This is a genomic window from Enterobacter sp. CPE_E890, from assembly GCF_046521475.1.
GTDB classification, from domain to species: Bacteria; Pseudomonadota; Gammaproteobacteria; order Enterobacterales; family Enterobacteriaceae; genus Enterobacter; species Enterobacter adelaidei.
Map to the genome: position 1 here is coordinate 4,516,440 of NZ_JBKFZW010000001.1, position 23,647 is coordinate 4,540,086.

At 50.9% G+C, this 23,647-nt stretch carries 24 protein-coding genes, 2 tRNA genes and 4 rRNA genes; 11 read left to right on the forward strand and 19 right to left on the reverse strand.

Translation table 11 applies throughout. The annotated features are described in order from the left end of the window. Nucleotides 1-96 precede the first annotated feature (96 nt). The 5 genes from ACLHV9_RS22285 (at nt 97) to ACLHV9_RS22305 (ending at nt 4,946) form a co-directional block, all read left to right on the forward strand. Nucleotides 97-318, forward strand: coding sequence for a lipoprotein (locus tag ACLHV9_RS22285; RefSeq protein ID WP_008502867.1), 222 nt, complete (start codon nt 97-99; stop codon nt 316-318). A 474-nt stretch (nt 319-792) separates the two neighbouring features. Further along, a complete protein-coding gene (locus tag ACLHV9_RS22290; RefSeq protein ID WP_047071242.1) occupies nt 793-1,818 on the forward strand; it encodes an amino acid ABC transporter substrate-binding protein in 1,026 nt (341 codons plus the stop codon). Nucleotides 1,819-1,885: 67 nt separating this feature from the next. After that, nucleotides 1,886-3,067 carry an amino acid ABC transporter permease gene (locus ACLHV9_RS22295; protein ID WP_407221078.1) on the forward strand — a complete coding sequence of 394 codons (1,182 nt, stop codon included), beginning with the start codon at nt 1,886-1,888 and terminating at the stop codon, nt 3,065-3,067. Nucleotides 3,068-3,076: 9 nt separating this feature from the next. Continuing rightward, nucleotides 3,077-4,180: an amino acid ABC transporter permease gene (locus ACLHV9_RS22300; protein ID WP_049007524.1), complete on the forward strand. Its 1,104-nt coding sequence runs from the start codon at nt 3,077-3,079 to the stop codon at nt 4,178-4,180. Between the two features lie 7 nt (nt 4,181-4,187). Then, the gene (locus ACLHV9_RS22305; RefSeq protein ID WP_028018574.1) at nt 4,188-4,946 is read left to right on the forward strand and encodes an amino acid ABC transporter ATP-binding protein; all 759 of its coding nucleotides are present in this window, start codon (nt 4,188-4,190) and stop codon (nt 4,944-4,946) included. Between the two features lie 106 nt (nt 4,947-5,052). Here the strand turns inward: ACLHV9_RS22305 and rrf (ACLHV9_RS22310) are convergent. The 6 genes from rrf (ACLHV9_RS22310) to ACLHV9_RS22335 form a co-directional block, all read right to left on the reverse strand. Beyond that, nucleotides 5,053-5,168, reverse strand: a 5S ribosomal RNA gene (gene rrf, locus ACLHV9_RS22310). Nucleotides 5,169-5,211: 43 nt separating this feature from the next. Next, nucleotides 5,212-5,287 (reverse strand) — tRNA-Thr (locus tag ACLHV9_RS22315). A 14-nt stretch (nt 5,288-5,301) separates the two neighbouring features. Beyond that, nucleotides 5,302-5,417: ribosomal RNA gene (gene rrf / locus ACLHV9_RS22320) — 5S ribosomal RNA — on the reverse strand. 73 nt (nt 5,418-5,490) lie between these two features. Beyond that, a 23S ribosomal RNA gene (locus tag ACLHV9_RS22325) occupies nt 5,491-8,394 on the reverse strand. A gap of 192 nt (nt 8,395-8,586) precedes the next feature. Continuing rightward, nucleotides 8,587-8,662 (reverse strand) — tRNA-Glu (locus ACLHV9_RS22330). Nucleotides 8,663-8,747: 85 nt separating this feature from the next. Continuing rightward, nucleotides 8,748-10,287, reverse strand: a 16S ribosomal RNA gene (locus tag ACLHV9_RS22335). Together the 16S, 23S and 5S rRNA genes with 2 tRNA genes alongside form the textbook arrangement of a ribosomal RNA operon. 476 nt (nt 10,288-10,763) lie before the next feature. Here ACLHV9_RS22335 and ACLHV9_RS22340 point away from each other — a divergent pair. Then, a complete protein-coding gene (locus ACLHV9_RS22340; RefSeq protein ID WP_028018478.1) occupies nt 10,764-11,318 on the forward strand; it encodes a gamma carbonic anhydrase family protein in 555 nt (184 codons plus the stop codon). On the opposite strand, the gene ACLHV9_RS22345 is transcribed toward ACLHV9_RS22340, so the two are convergent. Genes ACLHV9_RS22345 through dprA form a run of 6 tightly spaced genes read right to left on the reverse strand, consistent with a single transcriptional unit; the run spans nt 11,294 to nt 15,077 of the window. Next, entirely contained in the window at nt 11,294-11,542 is a 249-nt protein-coding gene (locus ACLHV9_RS22345) for a DUF1488 domain-containing protein (protein WP_407221079.1), read from the reverse strand. The genes ACLHV9_RS22340 and ACLHV9_RS22345 overlap by 25 nt on opposite strands. Continuing rightward, nucleotides 11,539-12,357, reverse strand: a complete 819-nt coding sequence (aroE, locus tag ACLHV9_RS22350) for a shikimate dehydrogenase (RefSeq protein ID WP_028018480.1) — start codon at nt 12,355-12,357, stop codon at nt 11,539-11,541. The genes ACLHV9_RS22345 and aroE overlap by 4 nt, the downstream gene beginning before the upstream one ends. 4 nt (nt 12,358-12,361) lie before the next feature. Then, nucleotides 12,362-12,934: an L-threonylcarbamoyladenylate synthase type 1 TsaC gene (tsaC, locus tag ACLHV9_RS22355; RefSeq protein ID WP_407221080.1), complete on the reverse strand. Its 573-nt coding sequence runs from the start codon at nt 12,932-12,934 to the stop codon at nt 12,362-12,364. Continuing rightward, the gene (locus ACLHV9_RS22360; RefSeq protein ID WP_028018482.1) at nt 12,927-13,481 is read right to left on the reverse strand and encodes a type I DNA topoisomerase; all 555 of its coding nucleotides are present in this window, start codon (nt 13,479-13,481) and stop codon (nt 12,927-12,929) included. Before ACLHV9_RS22360 ends, tsaC begins: the two co-directional genes overlap by 8 nt. A gap of 26 nt (nt 13,482-13,507) precedes the next feature. Continuing rightward, the gene (gene smg / locus ACLHV9_RS22365) at nt 13,508-13,981 is read right to left on the reverse strand and encodes a DUF494 family protein Smg (protein ID WP_008503477.1); all 474 of its coding nucleotides are present in this window, start codon (nt 13,979-13,981) and stop codon (nt 13,508-13,510) included. Continuing rightward, complete coding sequence (gene dprA, locus ACLHV9_RS22370; RefSeq protein WP_134708765.1) at nt 13,953-15,077, reverse strand: DNA-protecting protein DprA; 1,125 nt, start codon at nt 15,075-15,077, stop codon at nt 13,953-13,955. The genes smg and dprA overlap by 29 nt, the downstream gene beginning before the upstream one ends. Nucleotides 15,078-15,204: 127 nt before the next feature. Between dprA and def the strand changes: the two genes are divergently transcribed. From def to mscL, 5 genes are all read left to right on the forward strand, one after another. After that, entirely contained in the window at nt 15,205-15,714 is a 510-nt protein-coding gene (gene def, locus ACLHV9_RS22375) for a peptide deformylase (protein WP_028018484.1), read from the forward strand. A 23-nt stretch (nt 15,715-15,737) separates the two neighbouring features. Next, entirely contained in the window at nt 15,738-16,685 is a 948-nt protein-coding gene (gene fmt / locus ACLHV9_RS22380; protein WP_128348920.1) for a methionyl-tRNA formyltransferase, read from the forward strand. Nucleotides 16,686-16,737: 52 nt separating this feature from the next. Next, nucleotides 16,738-18,024, forward strand: coding sequence for a 16S rRNA (cytosine(967)-C(5))-methyltransferase RsmB (gene rsmB / locus ACLHV9_RS22385; RefSeq protein WP_407221081.1), 1,287 nt, complete (start codon nt 16,738-16,740; stop codon nt 18,022-18,024). A 22-nt stretch (nt 18,025-18,046) separates the two neighbouring features. After that, complete coding sequence (gene trkA, locus ACLHV9_RS22390) at nt 18,047-19,423, forward strand: Trk system potassium transporter TrkA (RefSeq protein ID WP_013099016.1); 1,377 nt, start codon at nt 18,047-18,049, stop codon at nt 19,421-19,423. Between the two features lie 146 nt (nt 19,424-19,569). After that, the gene (gene mscL / locus ACLHV9_RS22395) at nt 19,570-19,986 is read left to right on the forward strand and encodes a large-conductance mechanosensitive channel protein MscL (RefSeq protein WP_407221082.1); all 417 of its coding nucleotides are present in this window, start codon (nt 19,570-19,572) and stop codon (nt 19,984-19,986) included. Here mscL and ACLHV9_RS22400 read toward each other — a convergent pair whose 3' ends face one another. The 7 genes from ACLHV9_RS22400 to rpsK form a co-directional block, all read right to left on the reverse strand. After that, nucleotides 19,987-20,202, reverse strand: coding sequence for an alternative ribosome-rescue factor A (locus ACLHV9_RS22400; protein WP_028018488.1), 216 nt, complete (start codon nt 20,200-20,202; stop codon nt 19,987-19,989). A 57-nt stretch (nt 20,203-20,259) separates the two neighbouring features. Further along, the gene (gene zntR, locus ACLHV9_RS22405; RefSeq protein WP_028018489.1) at nt 20,260-20,685 is read right to left on the reverse strand and encodes a Zn(2+)-responsive transcriptional regulator; all 426 of its coding nucleotides are present in this window, start codon (nt 20,683-20,685) and stop codon (nt 20,260-20,262) included. A 2-nt stretch (nt 20,686-20,687) separates the two neighbouring features. Then, nucleotides 20,688-21,056 (reverse strand): DUF1992 domain-containing protein, encoded by a 369-nt coding sequence (locus tag ACLHV9_RS22410; RefSeq protein WP_049006555.1) that lies wholly within the window; start codon nt 21,054-21,056, stop codon nt 20,688-20,690. A gap of 108 nt (nt 21,057-21,164) precedes the next feature. Beyond that, on the reverse strand, nt 21,165-21,548 hold the full coding sequence (gene rplQ, locus ACLHV9_RS22415) for a 50S ribosomal protein L17 (protein WP_001216368.1): 384 nt from the start codon (nt 21,546-21,548) through the stop codon (nt 21,165-21,167). Nucleotides 21,549-21,588: 40 nt separating this feature from the next. After that, nucleotides 21,589-22,578 (reverse strand): DNA-directed RNA polymerase subunit alpha, encoded by a 990-nt coding sequence (locus ACLHV9_RS22420; RefSeq protein WP_002919219.1) that lies wholly within the window; start codon nt 22,576-22,578, stop codon nt 21,589-21,591. 25 nt (nt 22,579-22,603) lie between these two features. Further along, entirely contained in the window at nt 22,604-23,224 is a 621-nt protein-coding gene (rpsD, locus tag ACLHV9_RS22425) for a 30S ribosomal protein S4 (protein WP_004868345.1), read from the reverse strand. A 32-nt stretch (nt 23,225-23,256) separates the two neighbouring features. Then, nucleotides 23,257-23,646 carry a 30S ribosomal protein S11 gene (gene rpsK / locus ACLHV9_RS22430; RefSeq protein ID WP_003863312.1) on the reverse strand — a complete coding sequence of 130 codons (390 nt, stop codon included), beginning with the start codon at nt 23,644-23,646 and terminating at the stop codon, nt 23,257-23,259. Nucleotide 23,647: the final 1 nt, after the last annotated feature.

A 23,647-nucleotide genomic window follows, 5' to 3' on the forward strand; every position in this document is an offset into this window, starting at 1 on the left:
TGTAACGAGGGCTTACCCTGGTGGTAAAATAACATCCAGTTCGTTAATAGCCCTCCTGGCTTTATAGCGGATGAGAAATAATACTGAGGTAACATCATGAAAAGATTCATTTCCGTTGCACTACTCGCTGCGCTGCTTGCTGGTTGCGCGCACGATTCTCCATGTGTACCGGTTTACGACGACCAGGGCCGACTGGTTCATACCAATACCTGTATGAAAGGCACCACCCAGGATAACTGGGAAACAGCAGGCGCTATCGCCGGCGGTGCTGCCGCAGTCGCGGGCTTGACGCTGGGTATTGTTGCCCTGACTAAGTAACATCTGTTCAAAAAGCGCGGCCAAAGCCGCGCTTTTGCTTTTAATTAGTGCACTATTTTCAAATAAGTAAAAAAATAGCCCCGTATTTATCCTCGCGATTAATTCAAGCCTGAAGGCAATCACATCTTTTTAGTGAATCCATTTAAATTGCACACCCTATCGTGATGATTTTCACATATTAATAGCATTTAATACCCTGCCAATATTCACCCCTGAAACTATCTACTCTTCCAATCCAAATAGCATTGAAACTTTTGCTCCGATTTGTGGCACAGGTTGTAATTTTGCACCGTTTCGGGGCGCTCGTTTTATTTAAGCCTGTCTACACTCAGCATTAAGCGTTCACTCGTCTCTTATTTTGTCGAACGCAAAACTGGCATTACGTTTGCTTTATAAACGTTGGCCAAAGCCACAGACAGGTAAAGCGTTTAAAAACGCCTCTATAACGATAAATTTCGCCACACAGGATGCATTATGAAAAAGACGATGATAGCCAGCCTGGCCGCTGCAGGCATGATGTTTGCCGTAGCCGGTCAAGCCCATGCGGGAACGACACTGGATGCCGTTAAAAAGAAAGGTTTTGTTCAATGTGGTATCAGTGACGGTTTGCCTGGCTTCTCTTATGCCGATGCTAATGGCAAATTTACCGGGATTGATGTGGATGTCTGCCGTGGCGTCGCCGCCGCCGTTTTTGGCGATGACAGCAAAGTAAAATATACCCCGCTGACGGCGAAAGAACGCTTTACGGCGCTGCAGTCCGGCGAGGTCGACATGCTCTCCCGTAATACGACCTGGACCTCTTCCCGTGATGCAGGTATGGGGATGTCATTTACCGGTGTAACCTATTATGACGGCATCGGCTTCCTGACCCACAATAAAGCTGGCCTGAAAAGCGCGAAGGAACTGGATGGTGCCACGGTTTGTATTCAGGCGGGTACCGATACCGAGCTGAACGTCGCGGATTATTTCAAAGCCAATAACATGAAATACACCCCTGTCACATTTGACCGCTCCGATGAATCAGCTAAAGCGCTGGAATCTGGTCGTTGTGACACACTGGCCTCTGACCAGTCACAGCTGTATGCGTTACGTATTAAGCTGAGCAATCCGGCAGAATGGATTGTCCTGCCTGAAGTAATCTCGAAAGAACCTCTTGGACCGGTTGTCCGTCGTGGTGATGAAGACTGGTTCTCCATCGTTCGCTGGACGCTGTTTGCCATGCTGAACGCGGAAGAGATGGGCATCAACTCGAAAAACGTCGATGAGAAAGCGGCTAAGCCATCCAACCCGGATATGGCACACCTGCTTGGTACAGAAGGTGATTTCGGCAAGGATCTGAAGCTGGATAACAAGTGGGCCTACAACATCATCAAACAGGTGGGCAACTACTCTGAGATCTTTGAACGCAACGTGGGATCGGAAAGCCCGCTGAAGATCAAACGCGGCCAGAACAATCTCTGGAACAACGGCGGTATTCAGTACGCGCCACCTGTACGTTAAGTCATAGCTGTAACGGGCACTGTTCCGGCAGTGCCCACTCCAGAGTCATGGTTACTGAGGTTTCTTTATGTCCCATCGCCGCTCAGCCGTAAAAGGATCGCTATCCTTTTCTCATCCCGCGGTCCGCGCCTGGCTATTCCAGATTATTGCTATTGTTGCGGTTGTTCTCATCGCCGTGTATCTCATCCATAACACCATCTCCAACCTGAATAATCGCGGTATTACCTCCGGTTTCGCGTTTTTAGATCGCAGCGCGGGGTTTGGCATTGTTCAGCACCTTATTGATTACCAGGAAGGTGACACGTACGGACGCGTGTTCGTGGTCGGTTTACTGAATACTCTGTTGGTATCGGCGCTTTGTATCGTCTTCGCGTCGATACTGGGCTTCTTTATTGGTCTGGCGCGTCTTTCTGAAAACTGGCTCCTGCGGAAGCTTTCAACTGTCTACATCGAGACGTTCCGCAATATCCCCCCGTTGCTGCAGATTTTCTTCTGGTATTTCGCCGTACTGCGTAACCTTCCCGGTCCCCGCCAGGCCGTTGACGCGTTTGATCTGTTTTTCCTGAGTAACCGAGGGTTGTCTATTCCTTCACCTCTGCCAGGCGAAGGACTTTACGCTTTCATTGGCGCGATAGTGATAGCGCTTGCCCTTTCTGTTGCAGTATTCCGCTTTAACCGCAAGCATCAGATCAAAACCGGCCAGCTTCGTAAAACCTGGCCAACGGCTGCTGCCTTGGTTATCGGCCTGCCGCTTTTGACACACTGGCTCTTTGGTGCCGCACTACACTGGGATGTTCCACATCTGCGTGGTTTTAACTTTCAGGGCGGGATGGTATTGATCCCTGAACTGGCATCCCTGACGCTGGCACTTTCGATTTATACGTCCGCATTTATCGCTGAGATTATCCGTTCAGGGATCCAGGCCGTACCGCATGGACAACACGAGGCAGCACGCTCTCTGGGGTTGCCCCATACCGTGACGCTTCGCCAGGTCATCATACCTCAGGCATTAAGGGTCATCATTCCGCCCCTGACCAGCCAGTACCTCAACATTGTCAAAAACTCATCGCTGGCCGCTGCCATTGGTTACCCCGATATGGTGTCACTGTTCGCCGGAACCGTGCTTAACCAGACAGGGCAAGCCATTGAAACCATCGCCATCACCATGTCTGTCTATCTGATCATCAGCCTGGTGATTTCATTGCTGATGAACCTCTATAACCGTCGTATAGCACTGGTCGAGCGCTAAGGAACTATGATGACAAAAGCGATACTGTCGCACTCCTCGCGCCCTGCCCACTCGACAGGTGGACGTTTCATTCTCTGGGCGCGTAAGAATCTGTTCTCCAGCTGGAGTAACAGCCTGTTGACGATTGTCTGCCTGTGGCTCATGTGGGAATTGATTCCTCCACTGCTGAACTGGGCGTTTTTACAGGCCAACTGGGTCGGTTCAACCCGTGCAGACTGCACAAAATCCGGTGCCTGCTGGGTGTTTATTCATGAGCGTTTCGGGCAATTCATGTATGGATTGTATCCGCACGAACAGCGCTGGCGGATTAATCTTGCGCTGGTTATTGGCCTGCTCTCAATCGCTATCATGTTCTGGAAAAAGCTGCCTCATCGTGGACGCTATATTGCCGTCTGGGCCGTGGTCTATCCGATTATTGTCTGGGTGCTGTTGTATGGCGGTTTCCTGGGGCTGGAACGCGTTGAAACCCGCCAGTGGGGCGGTCTAACGTTAACGCTAATTATCGCTTCAGTGGGAATAGCCGGTGCTCTGCCGTGGGGGATTTTACTTGCCCTGGGACGGCGTTCAAAAATGCCTGTCGTGCGTGTCCTTTCCGTTATCTTCATTGAGTTCTGGCGCGGTGTACCGCTCATTACCGTTCTGTTTATGTCCTCGGTCATGCTGCCGCTGTTTATGGCAGAAGGTACAACGATCGACAAACTGATCCGCGCCCTGGTCGGTGTGATTCTCTTCCAGTCCGCCTATGTCGCTGAAGTTGTGCGCGGTGGTCTGCAGGCGTTGCCTAAAGGCCAGTACGAAGCAGCGGAATCACTGGCGCTCGGTTATTGGAAAACGCAGGGGCTGGTCATTCTTCCCCAGGCACTCAAGCTGGTTATCCCGGGTCTGGTTAACACGATCATTGCCCTCTTCAAAGATACCAGCCTGGTAATCATTATCGGATTGTTCGATCTCTTTAGCAGCGTGCAGCAGGCCACCGTAGACCCCGTCTGGCTGGGGATGTCCACCGAAGGATATGTCTTTGCTGCCCTAATCTACTGGATCTTTTGTTTTAGCATGTCGCGCTATAGCCAGCATCTGGAAAAGCGCTTTAACACCGGGCGTACACCGCACTGAGGAAATTATGAGCCAAATTACTATGACACCCGCCGACGCGATGATTACGCTGGAAGACGTAAATAAATGGTACGGACAGTTTCATGTCCTGAAAGACATCAACCTGAAGGTTAAACAGGGCGAACGCATCGTACTTTGTGGACCTTCAGGTTCAGGTAAATCCACGACTATTCGCTGTATTAACCATCTGGAAGAACATCAACAGGGACGTATTGTTGTTGATGGTATTGAGCTGAATGAAGATATCCGCAATATCGAACGTGTTCGTCAGGAAGTAGGAATGGTGTTTCAACACTTTAATTTGTTCCCACATCTAACCGTCCTGCAGAACTGCACGCTGGCACCAATCTGGGTTCAAAAGTTGCCCAAAAAGGAGGCCGAAGCACTGGCGATGCACTATCTGGAACGCGTCCGCATTGCCGAACATGCCAATAAATTTCCAGGCCAGATATCGGGTGGTCAACAGCAGCGTGTGGCTATCGCCCGCTCGCTTTGTATGAAGCCCAAAATCATGCTGTTTGATGAACCTACCTCAGCACTGGACCCTGAAATGGTGAAGGAAGTCCTGGATACTATGATTGGGCTGGCACAATCCGGGATGACCATGTTGTGCGTGACACATGAAATGGGATTTGCCAGAACCGTAGCAGACCGGGTGATCTTCATGGATCGTGGCGAGATTGTCGAGCAGGCACCGCCAGATGAGTTCTTTGCTCATCCGAAGTCAGAACGCACACGGACCTTCTTGTCACAGGTGATTCATTAGTCGTTTTCTCTGCCGGGTGGGGGTTGCGCCTTGCCCGGCCTACCGTTTTTTCTGCACATAAACGCAAAAAGGCCATCCTTTCGGATGGCCTTTTCACTTGTTTGATGTCTGGCAGTTCCCTACTCTCACATGGGGAGACCCCACACTACCATCGGCGCTACGGCGTTTCACTTCTGAGTTCGGCATGGGGTCAGGTGGGACCACCGCGCTAAAGCCGCCAGACAAATTCTTTTACTTCTTGCCGAACTTTAACCTAAGTATAAAGTGGTGCTGATACCCAGAGTCGAACTGGGGACCTCACCCTTACCAAGGGTGCGCTCTACCAACTGAGCCATATCAGCACGCTAAATTTGATGCCTGGCAGTTCCCTACTCTCACATGGGGAGACCCCACACTACCATCGGCGCTACGGCGTTTCACTTCTGAGTTCGGCATGGGGTCAGGTGGGACCACCGCGCTAAAGCCGCCAGGCAAATTCTGTTAAATCTGTATCAAGGCTGAAATTTGATTGTCTGTCTCTTCGCCGAAACAGCTTCGGCGTTGTAAGGTTAAGCCTCACGGTTCATTAGTATCGGTTAGCTCAACGCATCGCTGCGCTTACACACCCGACCTATCAACGTCGTAGTCTTCAACGTTCCTTCAGGACCCTTAAAGGGTCAGGGAGAACTCATCTCGGGGCAAGTTTCGTGCTTAGATGCTTTCAGCACTTATCTCTTCCGCATTTAGCTACCGGGCAATGCCATTGGCATGACAACCCGAACACCAGTGATGCGTCCACTCCGGTCCTCTCGTACTAGGAGCAGCCCCCCTCAATTCTCCAGCGCCCACGGCAGATAGGGACCGAACTGTCTCACGACGTTCTAAACCCAGCTCGCGTACCACTTTAAATGGCGAACAGCCATACCCTTGGGACCTACTTCAGCCCCAGGATGTGATGAGCCGACATCGAGGTGCCAAACACCGCCGTCGATATGAACTCTTGGGCGGTATCAGCCTGTTATCCCCGGAGTACCTTTTATCCGTTGAGCGATGGCCCTTCCATTCAGAACCACCGGATCACTATGACCTGCTTTCGCACCTGCTCGAGCCGTCACTCTCGCAGTCAAGCTAGCTTATGCCATTGCACTAACCTCCTGATGTCCGACCAGGATTAGCTAACCTTCGTGCTCCTCCGTTACTCTTTGGGAGGAGACCGCCCCAGTCAAACTACCCACCAGACACTGTCCGCAACCCGGATTACGGGTCTACGTTAGAACACCAGCCATTAAAGGGTGGTATTTCAAGGTCGGCTCCACGCAGACTGGCGTCCACGCTTCAAAGCCTCCCACCTATCCTACACATCAAGGACCAGTGTTCAGTGTCAAGCTATAGTAAAGGTTCACGGGGTCTTTCCGTCTTGCCGCGGGTACACTGCATCTTCACAGCGAGTTCAATTTCACTGAGTCTCGGGTGGAGACAGCCTGGCCATCATTACGCCATTCGTGCAGGTCGGAACTTACCCGACAAGGAATTTCGCTACCTTAGGACCGTTATAGTTACGGCCGCCGTTTACCGGGGCTTCGATCAAGAGCTTCGCGTTACCGCTAACCCCATCAATTAACCTTCCGGCACCGGGCAGGCGTCACACCGTATACGTCCACTTTCGTGTTTGCACAGTGCTGTGTTTTTAATAAACAGTTGCAGCCAGCTGGTATCTTCGACTGATTTCAGCTCCACCCGCAGGGGCTTCACCTACATATCAGCGTGCCTTCTCCCGAAGTTACGGCACCATTTTGCCTAGTTCCTTCACCCGAGTTCTCTCAAGCGCCTTGGTATTCTCTACCTGACCACCTGTGTCGGTTTGGGGTACGATTTGATGTTACCTGATGCTTAGAGGCTTTTCCTGGAAGCAGGGCATTTGTTACTTCAGCACCGTAGTGCCTCGTCATCACACCTCAGCGTTAATAAACGACCGGATTTACCTAATCGTTCCGCCTACATGCTTAAACCGGGACAACCGTCGCCCGGCTAACATAGCCTTCTCCGTCCCCCCTTCGCAGTAACACCAAGTACAGGAATATTAACCTGTTTCCCATCGACTACGCCTTTCGGCCTCGCCTTAGGGGTCGACTCACCCTGCCCCGATTAACGTTGGACAGGAACCCTTGGTCTTCCGGCGTGCGGGCTTTTCACCCGCATTATCGTTACTTATGTCAGCATTCGCACTTCTGATACCTCCAGCACCCCTCACAGGACACCTTCAACGGCTTACAGAACGCTCCCCTACCCAACAACACATAGTGTCGCTGCCGCAGCTTCGGTGCATGGTTTAGCCCCGTTACATCTTCCGCGCAGGCCGACTCGACCAGTGAGCTATTACGCTTTCTTTAAATGATGGCTGCTTCTAAGCCAACATCCTGGCTGTCTGTGCCTTCCCACATCGTTTCCCACTTAACCATGACTTTGGGACCTTAGCTGGCGGTCTGGGTTGTTTCCCTCTTCACGACGGACGTTAGCACCCGCCGTGTGTCTCCCGTGATAACATTCTTCGGTATTCGTAGTTTGCATCGGGTTGGTAAGCCGGGATGGCCCCCTAGCCGAAACAGTGCTCTACCCCGAAGATGAGTTCACGAGGCGCTACCTAAATAGCTTTCGGGGAGAACCAGCTATCTCCCGGTTTGATTGGCCTTTCACCCCCAGCCACAAGTCATCCGCTAATTTTTCAACATTAGTCGGTTCGGTCCTCCAGTTAGTGTTACCCAACCTTCAACCTGCCCATGGCTAGATCACCGGGTTTCGGGTCTATACCCTGCAACTTAACGCCCAGTTAAGACTCGGTTTCCCTTCGGCTCCCCTATACGGTTAACCTTGCTACAGAATATAAGTCGCTGACCCATTATACAAAAGGTACGCAGTCACACCACGAAGGTGCTCCCACTGCTTGTACGTACACGGTTTCAGGTTCTTTTTCACTCCCCTCGCCGGGGTTCTTTTCGCCTTTCCCTCACGGTACTGGTTCACTATCGGTCAGTCAGGAGTATTTAGCCTTGGAGGATGGTCCCCCCATATTCAGACAGGATACCACGTGTCCCGCCCTACTCTTCGAGTTCACAACCTGTGCATTTTCGTGTACGGGACTATCACCCTGTACCGTCGGACTTTCCAGACCGTTCCACTAACACACAAGCTGATTCAGACTCTGGGCTGCTCCCCGTTCGCTCGCCGCTACTGGGGGAATCTCGGTTGATTTCTTTTCCTCGGGGTACTTAGATGTTTCAGTTCCCCCGGTTCGCCTCGTTAACCTATGTATTCAGTTAACGATAGTGTGACGAATCACACTGGGTTTCCCCATTCGGACATCGCCGGGTCAAAGGTTCATATCACCTCGCCGGCGCTTTTCGCAGATTAGCACGTCCTTCATCGCCTCTGACTGCCAGGGCATCCACCGTGTACGCTTAGTCGCTTAACCTCACAACCCGAAGATGTTTCTTTCGATTCACCATCGACTTGCGAAAATTTGAGAGACTCGAACACACCATTAAGATGTGTCGTTTCAATTTTCAGCTTGATCCAGATTTTTAAAGAGCAAATATCTCAAACATGACTCGCAAGTCAGTTTTGAGATATGACGGCAGGTGACTTTCACTCACGAACCAGCAAGTGGCGTCCCCTAGGGGATTCGAACCCCTGTTACCGCCGTGAAAGGGCGGTGTCCTGGGCCTCTAGACGAAGGGGACGTATAAGTCTCAATCGCAAGACGCCTTGCTATTTACTTTTCATCAGACAATCTGTGTGAGCACTACAAAGGCAGGTTCTTTAAGGTAAGGAGGTGATCCAACCGCAGGTTCCCCTACGGTTACCTTGTTACGACTTCACCCCAGTCATGAATCACAAAGTGGTAAGCGCCCTCCCGAAGGTTAAGCTACCTACTTCTTTTGCAACCCACTCCCATGGTGTGACGGGCGGTGTGTACAAGGCCCGGGAACGTATTCACCGTAGCATTCTGATCTACGATTACTAGCGATTCCGACTTCATGGAGTCGAGTTGCAGACTCCAATCCGGACTACGACGCACTTTATGAGGTCCGCTTGCTCTCGCGAGGTCGCTTCTCTTTGTATGCGCCATTGTAGCACGTGTGTAGCCCTACTCGTAAGGGCCATGATGACTTGACGTCATCCCCACCTTCCTCCAGTTTATCACTGGCAGTCTCCTTTGAGTTCCCGGCCGGACCGCTGGCAACAAAGGATAAGGGTTGCGCTCGTTGCGGGACTTAACCCAACATTTCACAACACGAGCTGACGACAGCCATGCAGCACCTGTCTCAGAGTTCCCGAAGGCACCAAAGCATCTCTGCTAAGTTCTCTGGATGTCAAGAGTAGGTAAGGTTCTTCGCGTTGCATCGAATTAAACCACATGCTCCACCGCTTGTGCGGGCCCCCGTCAATTCATTTGAGTTTTAACCTTGCGGCCGTACTCCCCAGGCGGTCGATTTAACGCGTTAGCTCCGGAAGCCACTCCTCAAGGGAACAACCTCCAAATCGACATCGTTTACGGCGTGGACTACCAGGGTATCTAATCCTGTTTGCTCCCCACGCTTTCGCACCTGAGCGTCAGTCTTTGTCCAGGGGGCCGCCTTCGCCACCGGTATTCCTCCAGATCTCTACGCATTTCACCGCTACACCTGGAATTCTACCCCCCTCTACAAGACTCTAGCCTGCCAGTTTCGAATGCAGTTCCCAAGTTGAGCCCGGGGATTTCACATCCGACTTGACAGACCGCCTGCGTGCGCTTTACGCCCAGTAATTCCGATTAACGCTTGCACCCTCCGTATTACCGCGGCTGCTGGCACGGAGTTAGCCGGTGCTTCTTCTGCGAGTAACGTCAATTGCTGAGGTTATTAACCTCAACACCTTCCTCCTCACTGAAAGTACTTTACAACCCGAAGGCCTTCTTCATACACGCGGCATGGCTGCATCAGGCTTGCGCCCATTGTGCAATATTCCCCACTGCTGCCTCCCGTAGGAGTCTGGACCGTGTCTCAGTTCCAGTGTGGCTGGTCATCCTCTCAGACCAGCTAGGGATCGTCGCCTAGGTGAGCCATTACCCCACCTACTAGCTAATCCCATCTGGGCACATCTGATGGCAAGAGGCCCGAAGGTCCCCCTCTTTGGTCTTGCGACATTATGCGGTATTAGCTACCGTTTCCAGTAGTTATCCCCCTCCATCAGGCAGTTTCCCAGACATTACTCACCCGTCCGCCGCTCGTCACCCGAGAGCAAGCTCTCTGTGCTACCGCTCGACTTGCATGTGTTAGGCCTGCCGCCAGCGTTCAATCTGAGCCATGATCAAACTCTTCAATTTAAAAGTTTGATGCTCAATGAATTAAACTTCGTAATGAATTACGTGTTCACTCGTTGAGACTTGGTATTCATTTAGTGTCCGAAGACATTAAGAATCCATGTCACTTTGAGTGCCCACACAGATTGTCTGATAAATTGTTAAAGAGCAGTTGCAACGCGGCTTTCAGCTCACCGTTGCGAGGTGGCGTATATTACGCTTTCCTCTTTCAGAGTCAACCCGTTATTTCAGGATTTTTTCTCTTCAACCGACCGGGTTGTTTGTGAAGTGATTCACATCCGCCGTGTCGATGGAGGCGCATTATAGGGATCCCATTTTTTAGCACAAGTACTTTTTGGATCTTTTTTTCCGACTGACGATTTTCCGCGCTTTTCGCTGAAAACCCACCCGATCTGCTTAAATATTGACGCATTTTACCTTGCCTCGATCCAATATTATGATCAAAGTCTTCTATATAGCGCTCATCCATAGAGGTAGATATGCCCTCAGTATTACGTCCCTATAAAGATCTGTTCCCCAAAAAAGGCGATCGCGTGATGATCGATGCCAGCAGCGTGGTCATTGGTGATGTGCGAATAGCCGCTGATGTCAGTATTTGGCCACTTGTCGCCATCAGGGGGGATGTCAACTATGTGTCGATTGGTGCCCGTACCAATATTCAGGATGGTAGCGTTCTGCACGTCACACACAAATCCTCATACAACCCTGAGGGCAATCCGCTCATCATTGGAGAGGATGTCACTATCGGCCATAAAGTGATGCTTCACGGCTGCACTATCGGTAATCGGGTGCTTGTGGGGATGGGCTCGATTTTGCTGGATGGTGTGATAGTAGAAGATGATGTAATGATTGGCGCTGGAAGTCTTGTCCCGCAAAACAAACATCTGGAAAGCGGTTATCTCTATTTAGGTAGCCCGGTGAAACAGATCCGCCCCTTAAAAGAGGCGGAAATAGAAGGGTTGAGATACTCAGCGAATAACTATGTGAAATGGAAAGATGAGTATTTGGCTCAGGACAACCAGACCCAGCCCTGATAGTCTTCCTGCTGATCGCGGATCAAATCGCTGGCTTCCTCTTCGAGATCCCAGCGATTCTCACAAAATACGTCTAGTGGATGAGAACCGCCAAAGCGACTCAGCAGCGTTTCTCCGCCGATCGCACAGGTCAATTGCATCCCGTGCACCAGCACCGGAAAGCAGACAGCCTGTTTGCTCTCATCCCAGACTTCTCTATCAGGAAAATGAATTGCCTGGTTCACTCAGTCAATTCCTGCTTCAGCTTTTCAATCACCGGTTCGACCGCAGGTAACACTCCGTGCCAGAGCAGCACCGCATGTGCCGCCTGCCCCACCAGCATACCCAGTCCATCCGCCAGATGCTTCGCGCCGTGTTGCTCACACCAGTTCAGGAAAGGTGTCTTCCCTTTCTGATAAAACATGTCGTAGAAATAGATGTGGTGACTCACCAGTGCAGAAGGGATCGCCGGAACTTCGCCACCAATACCGCTAGAGGTGGCATTAATGATCAGATCGAACTCGTGACCCGCCAGATCATCAAGCGCAACTGCGCTTACACTGCCGGTATGTGCGAACAACCCCGCTAACGCTTCTGCTCTGGAAAACGTGCGGTTGGTAATTGTCACAGCACAATCAAAAGATAAGAGAGGAAGCAGTACGCCACGAGAAGCCCCGCCCGCACCTATCAGTAGAATTCGAAAACCCGGTTTAATAAATGACAGTCTTTCCAGGTCGCTAAGCAACCCGATACCATCCGTGTTATCGCCAAGTAACCGCCCATCCTCAAGCCGTTTTAGCGTATTCACGGCACCGGCAAGAGAAGCACGTTCAGTCAGTTCATCTGCGCGTTCAAAAGCTTCTTCTTTGAAAGGTACCGTCACATTTGCACCTTTACCGCCCGCGTCGAAAAAAGCATTCAGGGTCGGAACAAATGCGTCAACAGGTGCCAGCACGCGGCCATAGGGATGAACTATCTGGAGCTGGTCAGCAAACTGCTGATGGATCCAGGGTGACTTACTGTGCGCTATCGGATTACCAAAAACAGCATAAGCTTCCATCATATTACCCCTGGCGAAAACGTTCGCCGGTCAAAGCGTCGCGGATTTCCGACGGATTCAGTCGACCACCCGTTTCACCCAATGCTACCGGGAAATCGCTCCCGAACTGCGCCAGTACTTCTTCAGTTGTTCGGCACGGAGGCAGCCCGGTCAGGTTGGCACTGGTTGAGACCAGTGGTTTGCCAAACGCCAGGCACAGTTCCACCACCAGCGGATGGTCGGTGACGCGGACGGCGAGGGAATCAAACTTTCCGGTTAACCAGTGCGGTGTCGAAGGTTGCGCCGGAAAAACAAAGGTCACAGGCCCTGGCCACGCGGAGAAGACAGTCTCCCGCTGAGCCGGTGTTAACATGGAATCATCAATATAAGGCTTTAGTTGTTCATAATTGGCAGCGATTAAAATCAGCCCTTTTTCGACGGGCCTCTGTTTGAGTGCCAGTAATCGGCCAACGGCCGTCTCGCTGTCAGGATCGCAACCGACCCCAAAGACAGCTTCAGTTGGATAGGCGATGACTTCTTCATTTTTCAGGACATCCACCGCATGCGCAATGGAGCCTGATGGCAGGTTATTATTCACTATTTTGATCCGCCGAAACCGGCTTTCCACATTGTTTACTGGCGCAAAAGCGTTTCATACCTTGCGCCGTTTTCTTCTCAATAAGTAGCGGATAATTGCAATGAGTGCAGACGCCCGCTACCGGTTTGAAATTGATAACGAACTGGCATTCAGGATAGCGATCGCAAGAATGGAAGGTCTTACCAAAACGAGAACGACGCTGTACCAGTTGCCCACGCTGGCATTGAGGACAAGCAATAGCCGTTTCATCCGGTTTATCAATTTGTTCTGTATGTTCGCATTCAGGGTAACGGCTACATCCAATGAACATGCCGAAACGCCCCTGACGCAGCGCTAACTCACCGCCGCAGAGAGGGCAAAGCTGCCCCTCCAGAATTTTAACGATATGTCCGTCCGCCTGGCTTTTCAGGGGACGGACATAATCACATTCCGGATACTGTGAACAACCGAGAAACGGGCCGTGTTTCCCGGACCGAATAACAAGTTCAGCCCCGCACTGCGGACAGGGCTCATTTTTATGCACCGTGAATAGTGCTGATTTGGCCATAACAACTCTTGGTGCTGCATATTGAATTAATGCAGCATACCTTCATTCACTTCAAAGAGTAATTCTTCCATCTGCTGATAGGCATTTTCACAGCCTGGAATATTAAACAGAACCATCAGGATCACCCATTTGAGGTCTTCCAGTTCAAATTCTGCTGTATCCAGCGCCATGACGCGCTCTATCACCATTTCTCTCGTTTCGAGGTTTAGCACCTGAATCTGCTCAAGGAATAAAATGAATCCCCGGCAGCTGGCGTCCAGCCTTTCACACTCTTCAGCGGTATAGATGCGTACAGACAATGGGTCAGAAGCAAGCTGCATAGGTTCGGCTAGGCCTTCCTGATAATCAGCTAACTTTTCCAGCCACATCAACGCATTATAGATATCTTCCCGCTCAAACCCCGCATCGGTAAGATCCTGTGTCAATTTGTCCTGATCCACTCGCATTTCTGCTTCGTTATGGATGTAAGTCTCAAACAAATACATCAGTACGTCGAACATGGCATGCCCTCCTTAATCGGACATAGCCGCCGGGTACAGCTGCGATCCACCCTGCTAACTCCAGTTCGAGTAGCTGTGCTACCGTTACTGGCACAGGTTGGCCGGCACGTTCAGCGACAACGTCAACAGGTGTTACCTCATCTCCTACGTTAGCCAGGAGCTTGGGAAATGGCAATGCCACCTTTCCCTGATCTGATGAATATTGTCGCTTTTCGGGATCTTCCTGCAGCCATTGCAACCCATATTGCAAATTTTCAAGAATGTCCCCTACTTCCGTTACCGGTGTTGCCCCTTGCTTAATCAGCCAGTGGGGCCCCTCGCATCCGGGATTGCCTATCGGACCAGGCAGGGCGAAGACTTCTCGCCCCTGTTCGAGCGCGCATCGAGCTGTGACCAGTGAACCGCTTCTCCGCGCCGCTTCAACGACCAGTACGCCTCTGCTAAGCCCGCTGATAATTCGATTACGACGCGGAAAGTTTGCTGGTCTGGGCTGCGCCGAAAGGGGGAACTCAGACACTATCGCACCGCCAGATTCGATGAGACGTATAGCCAAAGCCTGATGCCGACGGGGATAAATGCTAAAAAGACCGTTCCCCAACACGGCTACACTACGACCTTTTACTGACAGCGCAGCGTTGTGGGCAACGCCATCAATACCACAGGCCAGCCCGCTGGTGATCGTGAACCCGCTTTGAGAAAGCTGCTCGCACAGAATTTTCCCCCATCGCTCTCCGTACCATGACGGTGCGCGGCTACCTACAACAGCCAACTGGATAGTGTTAAGCGCCTCAGGGTTGCCTTTTACAAATAACGCCCCCGGATAATCAGGAATAGTTCGAAGCAAGGGGGGATAAAGCGGATCATGTGCCGTTAATAATTGATTGTCCGGCTGCTCAAGCCACATCAGGCTGCGTTCCAGCTCATTTTCATCTGGAGCAAAGAACCTTTCAGCTTGCTTTGCTGTCAGCCCGGCGTTTCTGAGAACAGGAACATCTATGCTTTTCTGATTCTGTAGCCGTGCGACGGCGTCCAGCATTGCATCACCACAAAGAGACCCTGTATGTATTAACCGTAACCATATCTCGGTAGATGTCATCCTTTCCCCTGCCATAAGCGGCCTCCGCAATCATTGCGATTGGTCACTGATGCTGTCAATCAATGGGGGATTTGTCTAGAATAGAGGTATTATTGTTATCAACTCCTGAACACGACTCTGGAAATTTATGGCAGTTTTGCAAGTGTTACATATTCCGGACGAGCGCCTTCGCATCGTCGCTGAACCGGTTAAAGAAGTGAATGCAGAAATTCAGCGTATCGTAGATGATATGTTCGATACCATGTACGCCGAAGAAGGCATTGGCCTTGCGGCGACTCAGGTGGACATTCACAAGCGCATTATCGTGATCGACGTTTCTGAAAATCGCGATGGTCGTCTGGTGCTGATCAATCCTGAGTTGCTTGAGAAAAGTGGCGAAACCGGTATTGAGGAAGGCTGTCTTTCCATTCCGGAACAGCGCGCTTTAGTGCCGCGTGCCGAAAAAGTGAAAATTCGCGCTCTGGATCGTGACGGTAATCCGTTCGAGCTGGAAGCAGACGACCTGCTGGCGATTTGTATTCAGCATGAGATGGATCACCTGGTCGGTAAACTGTTTATCGATTACCTCTCACCGCTGAAACAGCAGCGTATTCGCCAGAAAGTAGAGAAACTGGATCGTATGCGTTCTCGTGCATAACATCCCGGGATACAAGGAATAACGTGTCTAAATCGCTACGTATTATCTTTGCAGGAACACCTGATTTTGCAGCGCGTCATCTTGACGCGCTGTTGTCTTCTGATCACCAGATTGTGGGTGTATTTACTCAACCAGATCGTCCGGCTGGCCGCGGCAAAAAGTTGATGCCAAGCCCGGTAAAAGTGCTGGCAGAAGAGCATGGATTACCGGTATTCCAGCCAGCCTCCCTGCGTTCACCGGAAAATCAGCAACTTGTTGCTGACCTGAATGCCGACGTGATGGTGGTAGTGGCTTACGGTTTAATTCTGCCAAAAGCTGTGCTTGATATGCCTCGCCTGGGCTGTGTAAATGTGCACGGTTCTCTGCTGCCTCGCTGGCGTGGCGCCGCGCCTATCCAGCGTTCTTTATGGGCAGGTGATGCAGAGACTGGCGTCACTATCATGAAGATGGACGTAGGTTTAGACACTGGCGACATGCTCTATAAACTCGCCTGCCCGATTACCGCGGAAGACACCAGCGCAACGCTGTACGACAAGCTGGCGGACCTTGGCCCTCAGGGTCTCATCGAGACGCTGCAACAGCTTGCGGATAATACGGCGCAACCTGAAGTTCAGGATGAATCGCTTGTTACCTATGCCGAAAAGCTAAGCAAAGAAGAAGCGCGGATCGACTGGTCCCTGTCAGCTGCTCAACTCGAACGCTGCATTCGTGCGTTTAATCCATGGCCAATGAGCTGGATGGAGATCGATGAGCAGCCAGTGAAAGTCTGGAAAGCCTCGGTCATTAGCGGCAATACCACGGCTGAACCCGGTACGATTATTGATGTCAGCAAGAACGGTATCCAGGTAGCGACCGCCCAAGGGATCTTGAATCTTGAAGCGCTGCAACCGGCCGGTAAGAAAGCCATGAGTGCTCAGGATCTGTTAAATTCCCGTCGCGAATGGTTTATCCCAGGCAATCGCCTTGCCTGAACAAATTTATTCTTAAGGCCCGGAGTTTCCGGGCATTTTTATTTTTACGGTTATGAAAAAACAAAATCTACGCAGTATGGCGGCCCAGGCCGTTGAGCAGGTTATCGAGCAGGGCCAGTCTTTGAGTAACGTCCTGCCTCCGCTGCAACAAAAAGTCTCTGATAAAGACAAAGCCCTGCTTCAGGAGCTCTGCTTTGGCGTCCTGCGCACACTCTCTCAGCTTGAGTGGTTGATCAATAAGTTGATGTCGCGGCCAATGACCGGCAAGCAACGTACCGTACATTATTTGATTATGGTAGGTTTCTATCAGCTTCTTCATACCCGTATTCCACCTCATGCCGCTCTGGCTGAGACAGTGGAAGGTGCTGTTGCGATCAAACGTCCCCAACTGAAAGGTCTGATCAACGGAGTACTGCGTCAGTTCCAGCGACAGCAGGAAGAGCTTCTTACTGAGTTTGCTCAAAGTGAAACACGTTTCCTGCACCCGGAATGGCTTCTTAATCGCCTGAAAAAAGCTTATCCGCAGCAGTGGCAGGACATTGCCGAAGCCAATAACCAGCGCCCACCAATGTGGTTGCGCGTGAATCGTAATCATCATTCTCGCGATGCCTGGCTGGCCTTGCTTGAAGAGGCTGGAATGAACGGCTTCACACATGACGCCTATCCTGATGCCGTACGTTTAGCATCGCCTGCACCGGTGCATGCATTACCCGGTTTTGACGAAGGCTGGGTAACTGTACAGGATGCCTCTGCCCAGGGTTGCATGACCTGGCTTGAACCACAAAATGGAGAGCAGATCCTCGATCTCTGCGCCGCGCCAGGCGGCAAAACCACGCATATTCTGGAAGTTGCGCCTCAGGCCAGCGTATTGGCAGTGGACGTTGATGAACAACGTCTTTCACGCGTCTACGACAATCTTAAACGTCTGGGTATGAAGGCGCAGGTTAAACAAGGTGATGGACGCAAACCCGCAGAATGGTGTGGCGAGACGAAATTTGATCGGATTTTGCTGGACGCCCCCTGCTCGGCAACCGGTGTTATTCGCCGTCATCCGGATATTAAGTGGCTGCGTCGTGACCGTGATATTAAGGAACTTGCCCAGCTGCAATCCGACATTCTTGACGCCATTTGGCCGCATCTTAAACCAGGCGGAACGCTGGTCTATGCAACCTGTTCCGTACTGCCGGAAGAAAACAGTCAGCAAATCGCGGCCTTCCTTAAACGAACTCCAGACGCTGCATTAAGAGATACGGGGACGCCTGAACGCCCCGGTCAGCAGAACCTGCCAGGTGCAGAAGAGGGTGATGGTTTCTTTTACGCTAAGCTAATCAAAGAGTGATGTTGAGAACAGGTCACGAGATATGAAAATTATCATTCTGGGCGCAGGACAGGTTGGTGGAACGCTGGCGGAAAACCTGGTTGGTGAAAACAATGACATCACTATTGTTGATACCAACGGCGATCGGCTGCGCGTGTTGCAGGACAAGTTTGACCTTCGTGTTGTGCAGGGTCACGGCTCGCATCCACGGGTCCTTCGTGAAGCGGGTGCCGATGATGCCGACATGCTGGTTGCTGTAACCAGCTCTGACGAAACCAATATGGTTGCTTGTCAGGTGGCTTACTCACTTTTCAACACACCAAACCGAATCGCGCGCATCCGCTCTCCTGACTATGTCCGCGATGCAGAGAAACTGTTTAATTCCGAAGCGGTCCCGATTGATCATCTCATCGCGCCAGAGCAACTGGTTATCGACAATATCTATCGCCTGATCGAATATCCTGGCGCACTGCAGGTGGTGAATTTTGCCGAAGGTAAAGTGAGTCTTGCAGTGGTTAAGGCCTATTACGGTGGGCCATTAATCGGCAATGCGCTCTCCACAATGCGTGAGCATATGCCGCACATTGATACTCGTGTCGCAGCCATTTTCCGTCACGACAGACCGATTCGTCCGCAAGGCTCCACCATTGTCGAAGCCGGTGATGAGGTCTTCTTTATTGCGGCCTCTCAGCATATTCGCGCAGTAATGAGTGAGCTTCAGCGTCTCGAGAAGCCATATAAACGTATTATGTTGGTCGGTGGTGGCAATATCGGTGCTGGCCTGGCGCGTAGACTGGAAAAAGATTACAGCGTGAAATTGATCGAACGCGATCAGCAACGAGCTTCTGAACTGGCAGAAAAGTTGCAGAACACGATCGTATTTTATGGCGATGCGTCGGATCAGGAACTACTGGCTGAAGAACATATTGATCAGGTTGATCTGTTTATTGCCGTCACCAACGACGATGAAGCAAATATCATGTCGGCCATGCTCGCCAAACGAATGGGGGCAAAAAAGGTGATGGTGCTTATTCAGCGCCGGGCTTATGTTGACCTTGTTCAGGGGAGTGTCATTGATATCGCCATTTCGCCACAGCAAGCGACCATTTCCGCCCTCCTGAGCCATGTTCGCAAAGCGGATATTGTCGGCGTTTCATCTCTGCGTCGCGGTGTGGCAGAAGCCATTGAAGCCGTAGCTCATGGTGATGAAACCACATCACGCGTTGTGGGACGCGCCATTGATGAGATTAAACTTCCCCCGGGGACAATTATCGGGGCCGTAGTACGGGGGAATGATGTCATGATTGCCAATGATAATTTACGTATCGAGCAAGGGGACCACGTTATTATGTTCCTTACCGATAAAAAATTTATTACCGATGTCGAACGCCTGTTCCAGCCAAGTCCATTCTTCCTGTAATCATTCAGGTGCTCCTCAAAGAGCACCTGAACATAATCCCTCTATTTAACATGCCTTTTATTTTTCATAACGATTATTTATCCCCAATGGCAAATAGCTAATCATTTGTTAAACTTATAATCGTCAGCTGGCACAAGGAGAGCATAATGAGTTTTATTAAAGAGTTTCGCGAATTTGCGATGCGCGGGAATGTGGTGGATTTGGCAGTGGGTGTCATTATTGGTGCGGCGTTCGGTAAGATCGTCTCATCATTAGTTGCCGACATTATCATGCCACCGTTGGGGTTATTAATCGGGGGCATTGATTTCAAACAATTTGCCGTCACACTCCGGGATGCGCAGGGCGATGTCCCGGCGGTCGTAATGCATTACGGTGTGTTCATTCAGAACATATTCGACTTCGTGATTGTGGCGTTTGCCATTTTTATGGCCATAAAGCTTATCAACAAGTTAAATCGTAAAAAAGAAGAGCCTGCAGCAGCACCAGCACCAGCACCAACAAAAGAAGAAGTATTGCTGGCAGAAATTCGCGATCTGTTAAAAGAGCAGAATAATCGCTCTTGATCAGAAACTAAAAGCAAGAAGGCCAGTGGTAAAAAAGCGATCCGCTTGTTTGCCACTGGCCTCCCAGTTACCCCGTTTTGCATGCTTGTCTTTACGCAGATAACTTCCTTTCCCTTTTTTACTTTTCTCGACGCGCTGTCTGAAGAGCGGGTCATGTAGTAAAGCTTCAATAGCGTTATCTTTAATTTGTCCCTTCGTATGCTGATAGCGGCTCATCATTTCTCCTGAGCATGGTTTATGTCGACGGAAGTCTAGACCCGGGCGGACAAAAAATCAACTGCCCTCCATTTCTCCACTGGCCCCCTGTTCAAGGGCTTCCAGAATTGAACAATAGATACTGCTGTGCGCCGTACCACAGCAGGCGTCATTCAGCCTTTGTAAAGAACGCTGCATAGTCTGCAACTCCTGAATGCGCGCTTCAACCTCATCCAGGCGGGCCTGAACAATACTCTTCGACTCCTGGCAGGTATGATGTTCCGGATCAATACGGATCGATAATAACTCGCGGATCGAATCCAGTGTGAAACCAAGCTGACGCGCATAACGAATAAAGCGCAGACGTTGTAGATCGTTATCGGTATAAAGGCGAAAACCGCCTTCAGTGCGTACTTCATGATCAATCATCTGCTGCTTTTCATAGTATCGGATGGTATCCGGCGTTACGTTCGCGAGCTTTGCAAGTTCACCGATACGGTACATAACTATTCCTCGTTTATTTTATGCATCAATCTTTCGCCGTATTCACCGCGCAGAAAGTCAGTATTCATTCCAGCCTGGCGAAGCTTGAGTTCAATCAGGGCGAGCCGACGGGAAAGTTCAGAATGTCGAGGATCGTCCTGACGGATACCTCTGAGTAGATCAGCAAGCTCAACCGCCTCCCTGCGCTGTTCGAGTTCAGGAGGAAGACAACCTGCATTTTTCAGTAATCGGTATCCTGCACGTAATTCTGGCGCGATGTGCGAATCGTCTTCCAGCACAAGGGGAGCGCCACTTCCTGGAAGATCATCAAATTCACCTTTTTTTTGGGCATCGCGAATATGGCGTTCTGCCCACTGATCGAGCAACCACATTATCAGCTCCAGAGAAAGAACAGATTTGATACAGACATTTTAGAGAAGTTGGGGATCTACCGGATATAAAAAAACCCGCCGAGGCGGGTTTTTTTACGTTACTACAGATTACTCTGCAGCAGCTTCTGCTTTCTCTGAACGATCAACCAGCTCGATGTAAGCCATCGGCGCGTTGTCGCCTGCACGGAAGCCACACTTCAGAATGCGAGTGTAACCACCGGCACGGCTCGCGAAACGCGGGCCCAGTTCGTTAAACAGTTTTGCCACGATCTCGTTATCACGAGTACGGGCGAATGCCAGACGACGATTAGCAACGCTGTCAGTCTTGGCAAGAGTAATCAGCGGCTCAACTACGCGACGCAGCTCTTTCGCTTTAGGCAGGGTCGTCTTGATGATCTCATGACGAACCAGTGAACCTGCCATGTTGCGGAACATAGCCTGGCGATGGCTGCTGTTGCGGTTCAGTTGACGACCACTCTTACGATGGCGCATGACCTTATCCTTCTCAGTAAAACCTTAACCTGTGATCCGGTTACTCGTCAGCAATACTAGCTGGTGGCCAGTTTTCCAGGCGCATGCCCAGAGACAAACCACGTGAAGCCAGCACGTCTTTAATCTCAGTAAGAGATTTTTTACCCAGGTTCGGCGTTTTCAGCAACTCAACCTCGGTACGCTGTACCAGATCACCGATATAGTGGATAGCTTCTGCCTTGAGGCAGTTAGCAGAGCGGACAGTCAATTCGAGATCGTCAACAGGGCGCAGCAGGATCGGATCGAATTCTGGTTTCTCTTCTTTCACTTCCGGCTGACGTACATCACGTAAGTCAACGAAAGCTTCCAGTTGTTCTGCCAGGATGGTTGCCGCACGACGAATCGCCTCTTCAGGATCGATTGTGCCGTTGGTTTCCATTTCGATGACCAGCTTGTCCAGGTCGGTACGCTGTTCTACACGCGCTGCTTCAACATTGTAGGCAATACGCTCTACAGGGCTGTAGCATGCGTCGACCAGCAGACGGCCGATTGGGCGCTCATCTTCTTCCGAATGAATTCGGGCAGAAGCCGGCACATAACCACGACCGCGCTGAACTTTGATACGCATGCTAATCGCTGCGTTCTCATCGGTCAGGTGGCAGATCACGTGCTGCGGCTTGACGATTTCAACATCACCGTCGTGGGTGATGTCGGCTGCAGTCACAGGGCCAATGCCAGATTTATTCAGAGTAAGAATAACTTCATCTTTACCCTGAACTCTCACCGCCAGCCCTTTCAGGTTGAGCAGGATTTCAAGGATATCTTCCTGAACGCCTTCTTTGGTGCTGTACTCATGAAGTACACCATCAATCTCAACCTCGGTCACCGCGCAACCCGGCATCGATGAGAGCAGAATACGGCGCAGTGCGTTACCCAGAGTATGGCCAAAGCCACGCTCTAAAGGCTCAAGGGTCACCTTGGCGTGCGTCGAACTCACTTGCTCGATATCTACCAGGCGCGGTTTTAGAAACTCTGTCACAGAACCCTGCATTGTGTCCTCTCTTTGGTACTAAGCTTTACTTGGAGTAAAGCTCGACGATCAGGTGTTCGTTAATGTCCGCAGACAGATCAGAACGTTCTGGCTGACGCTTGAACGTACCTTCCATCTTGCCAGCATCAACTTCCAGCCAGGTTGGCTTTTCACGCTGCTCAGCCAGCTCCAGAGCGGCCTTCACGCGAGATTGCTTTTTCGCTTTCTCACGAATGCTAACAACGTCATTCGCTTTAACCTGATAAGAAGCGATGTTAACAACACGACCGTTTACCATGATTGCTTTGTGGCTAACCAGCTGACGTGATTCAGCACGAGTAGCGCCGAAGCCCATACGGTATACAACGTTGTCCAGACGACCTTCCAGCAGAGCCAGCAGGTTTTCACCCGTGTTGCCTTTCAGACGTGCTGCTTCTTTATAGTAGTTACGGAACTGACGCTCCAGCACACCGTACATACGGCGAACTTTTTGCTTTTCACGCAACTGCACACCATAGTCAGACAGACGCGGTTTACGCGCACCGTGCTGGCCAGGAGCTTGTTCAATTTTACACTTGGTATCGATCGCGCGAACGCCAGACTTAAGGAATAAGTCGGTGCCCTCACGACGGCTCAGCTTGAGCTTAGGACCCAAATATCTTGCCATTTTCTATCTCCAACTAACCTAAAAAACGAGCGTTATACGCGACGTTTTTTCGGCGGACGACAACCGTTATGAGGGATCGGAGTCACATCAGTAATATTCGTGATGCGGAAACCAGCGGCGTTCAGAGCGCGAACAGTAGATTCACGACCCGGACCCGGACCTTTAACCATAACTTCCAGATTCTTGATGCCGTATTCTTTTACGGCTTCAGCGCAACGCTCTGCTGCAACCTGAGCTGCGAACGGAGTGGATTTGCGAGAACCACGGAAACCGGAACCACCGGCTGTTGCCCAACCCAATGCGTTACCCTGACGATCAGTAATAGTAACGATGGTGTTGTTGAAAGAAGCATGGATATGAGCCACGCCGTCAGAGACTTGTTTTCTTACACGTTTACGTGCACGAACTGGTGCCTTTGCCATT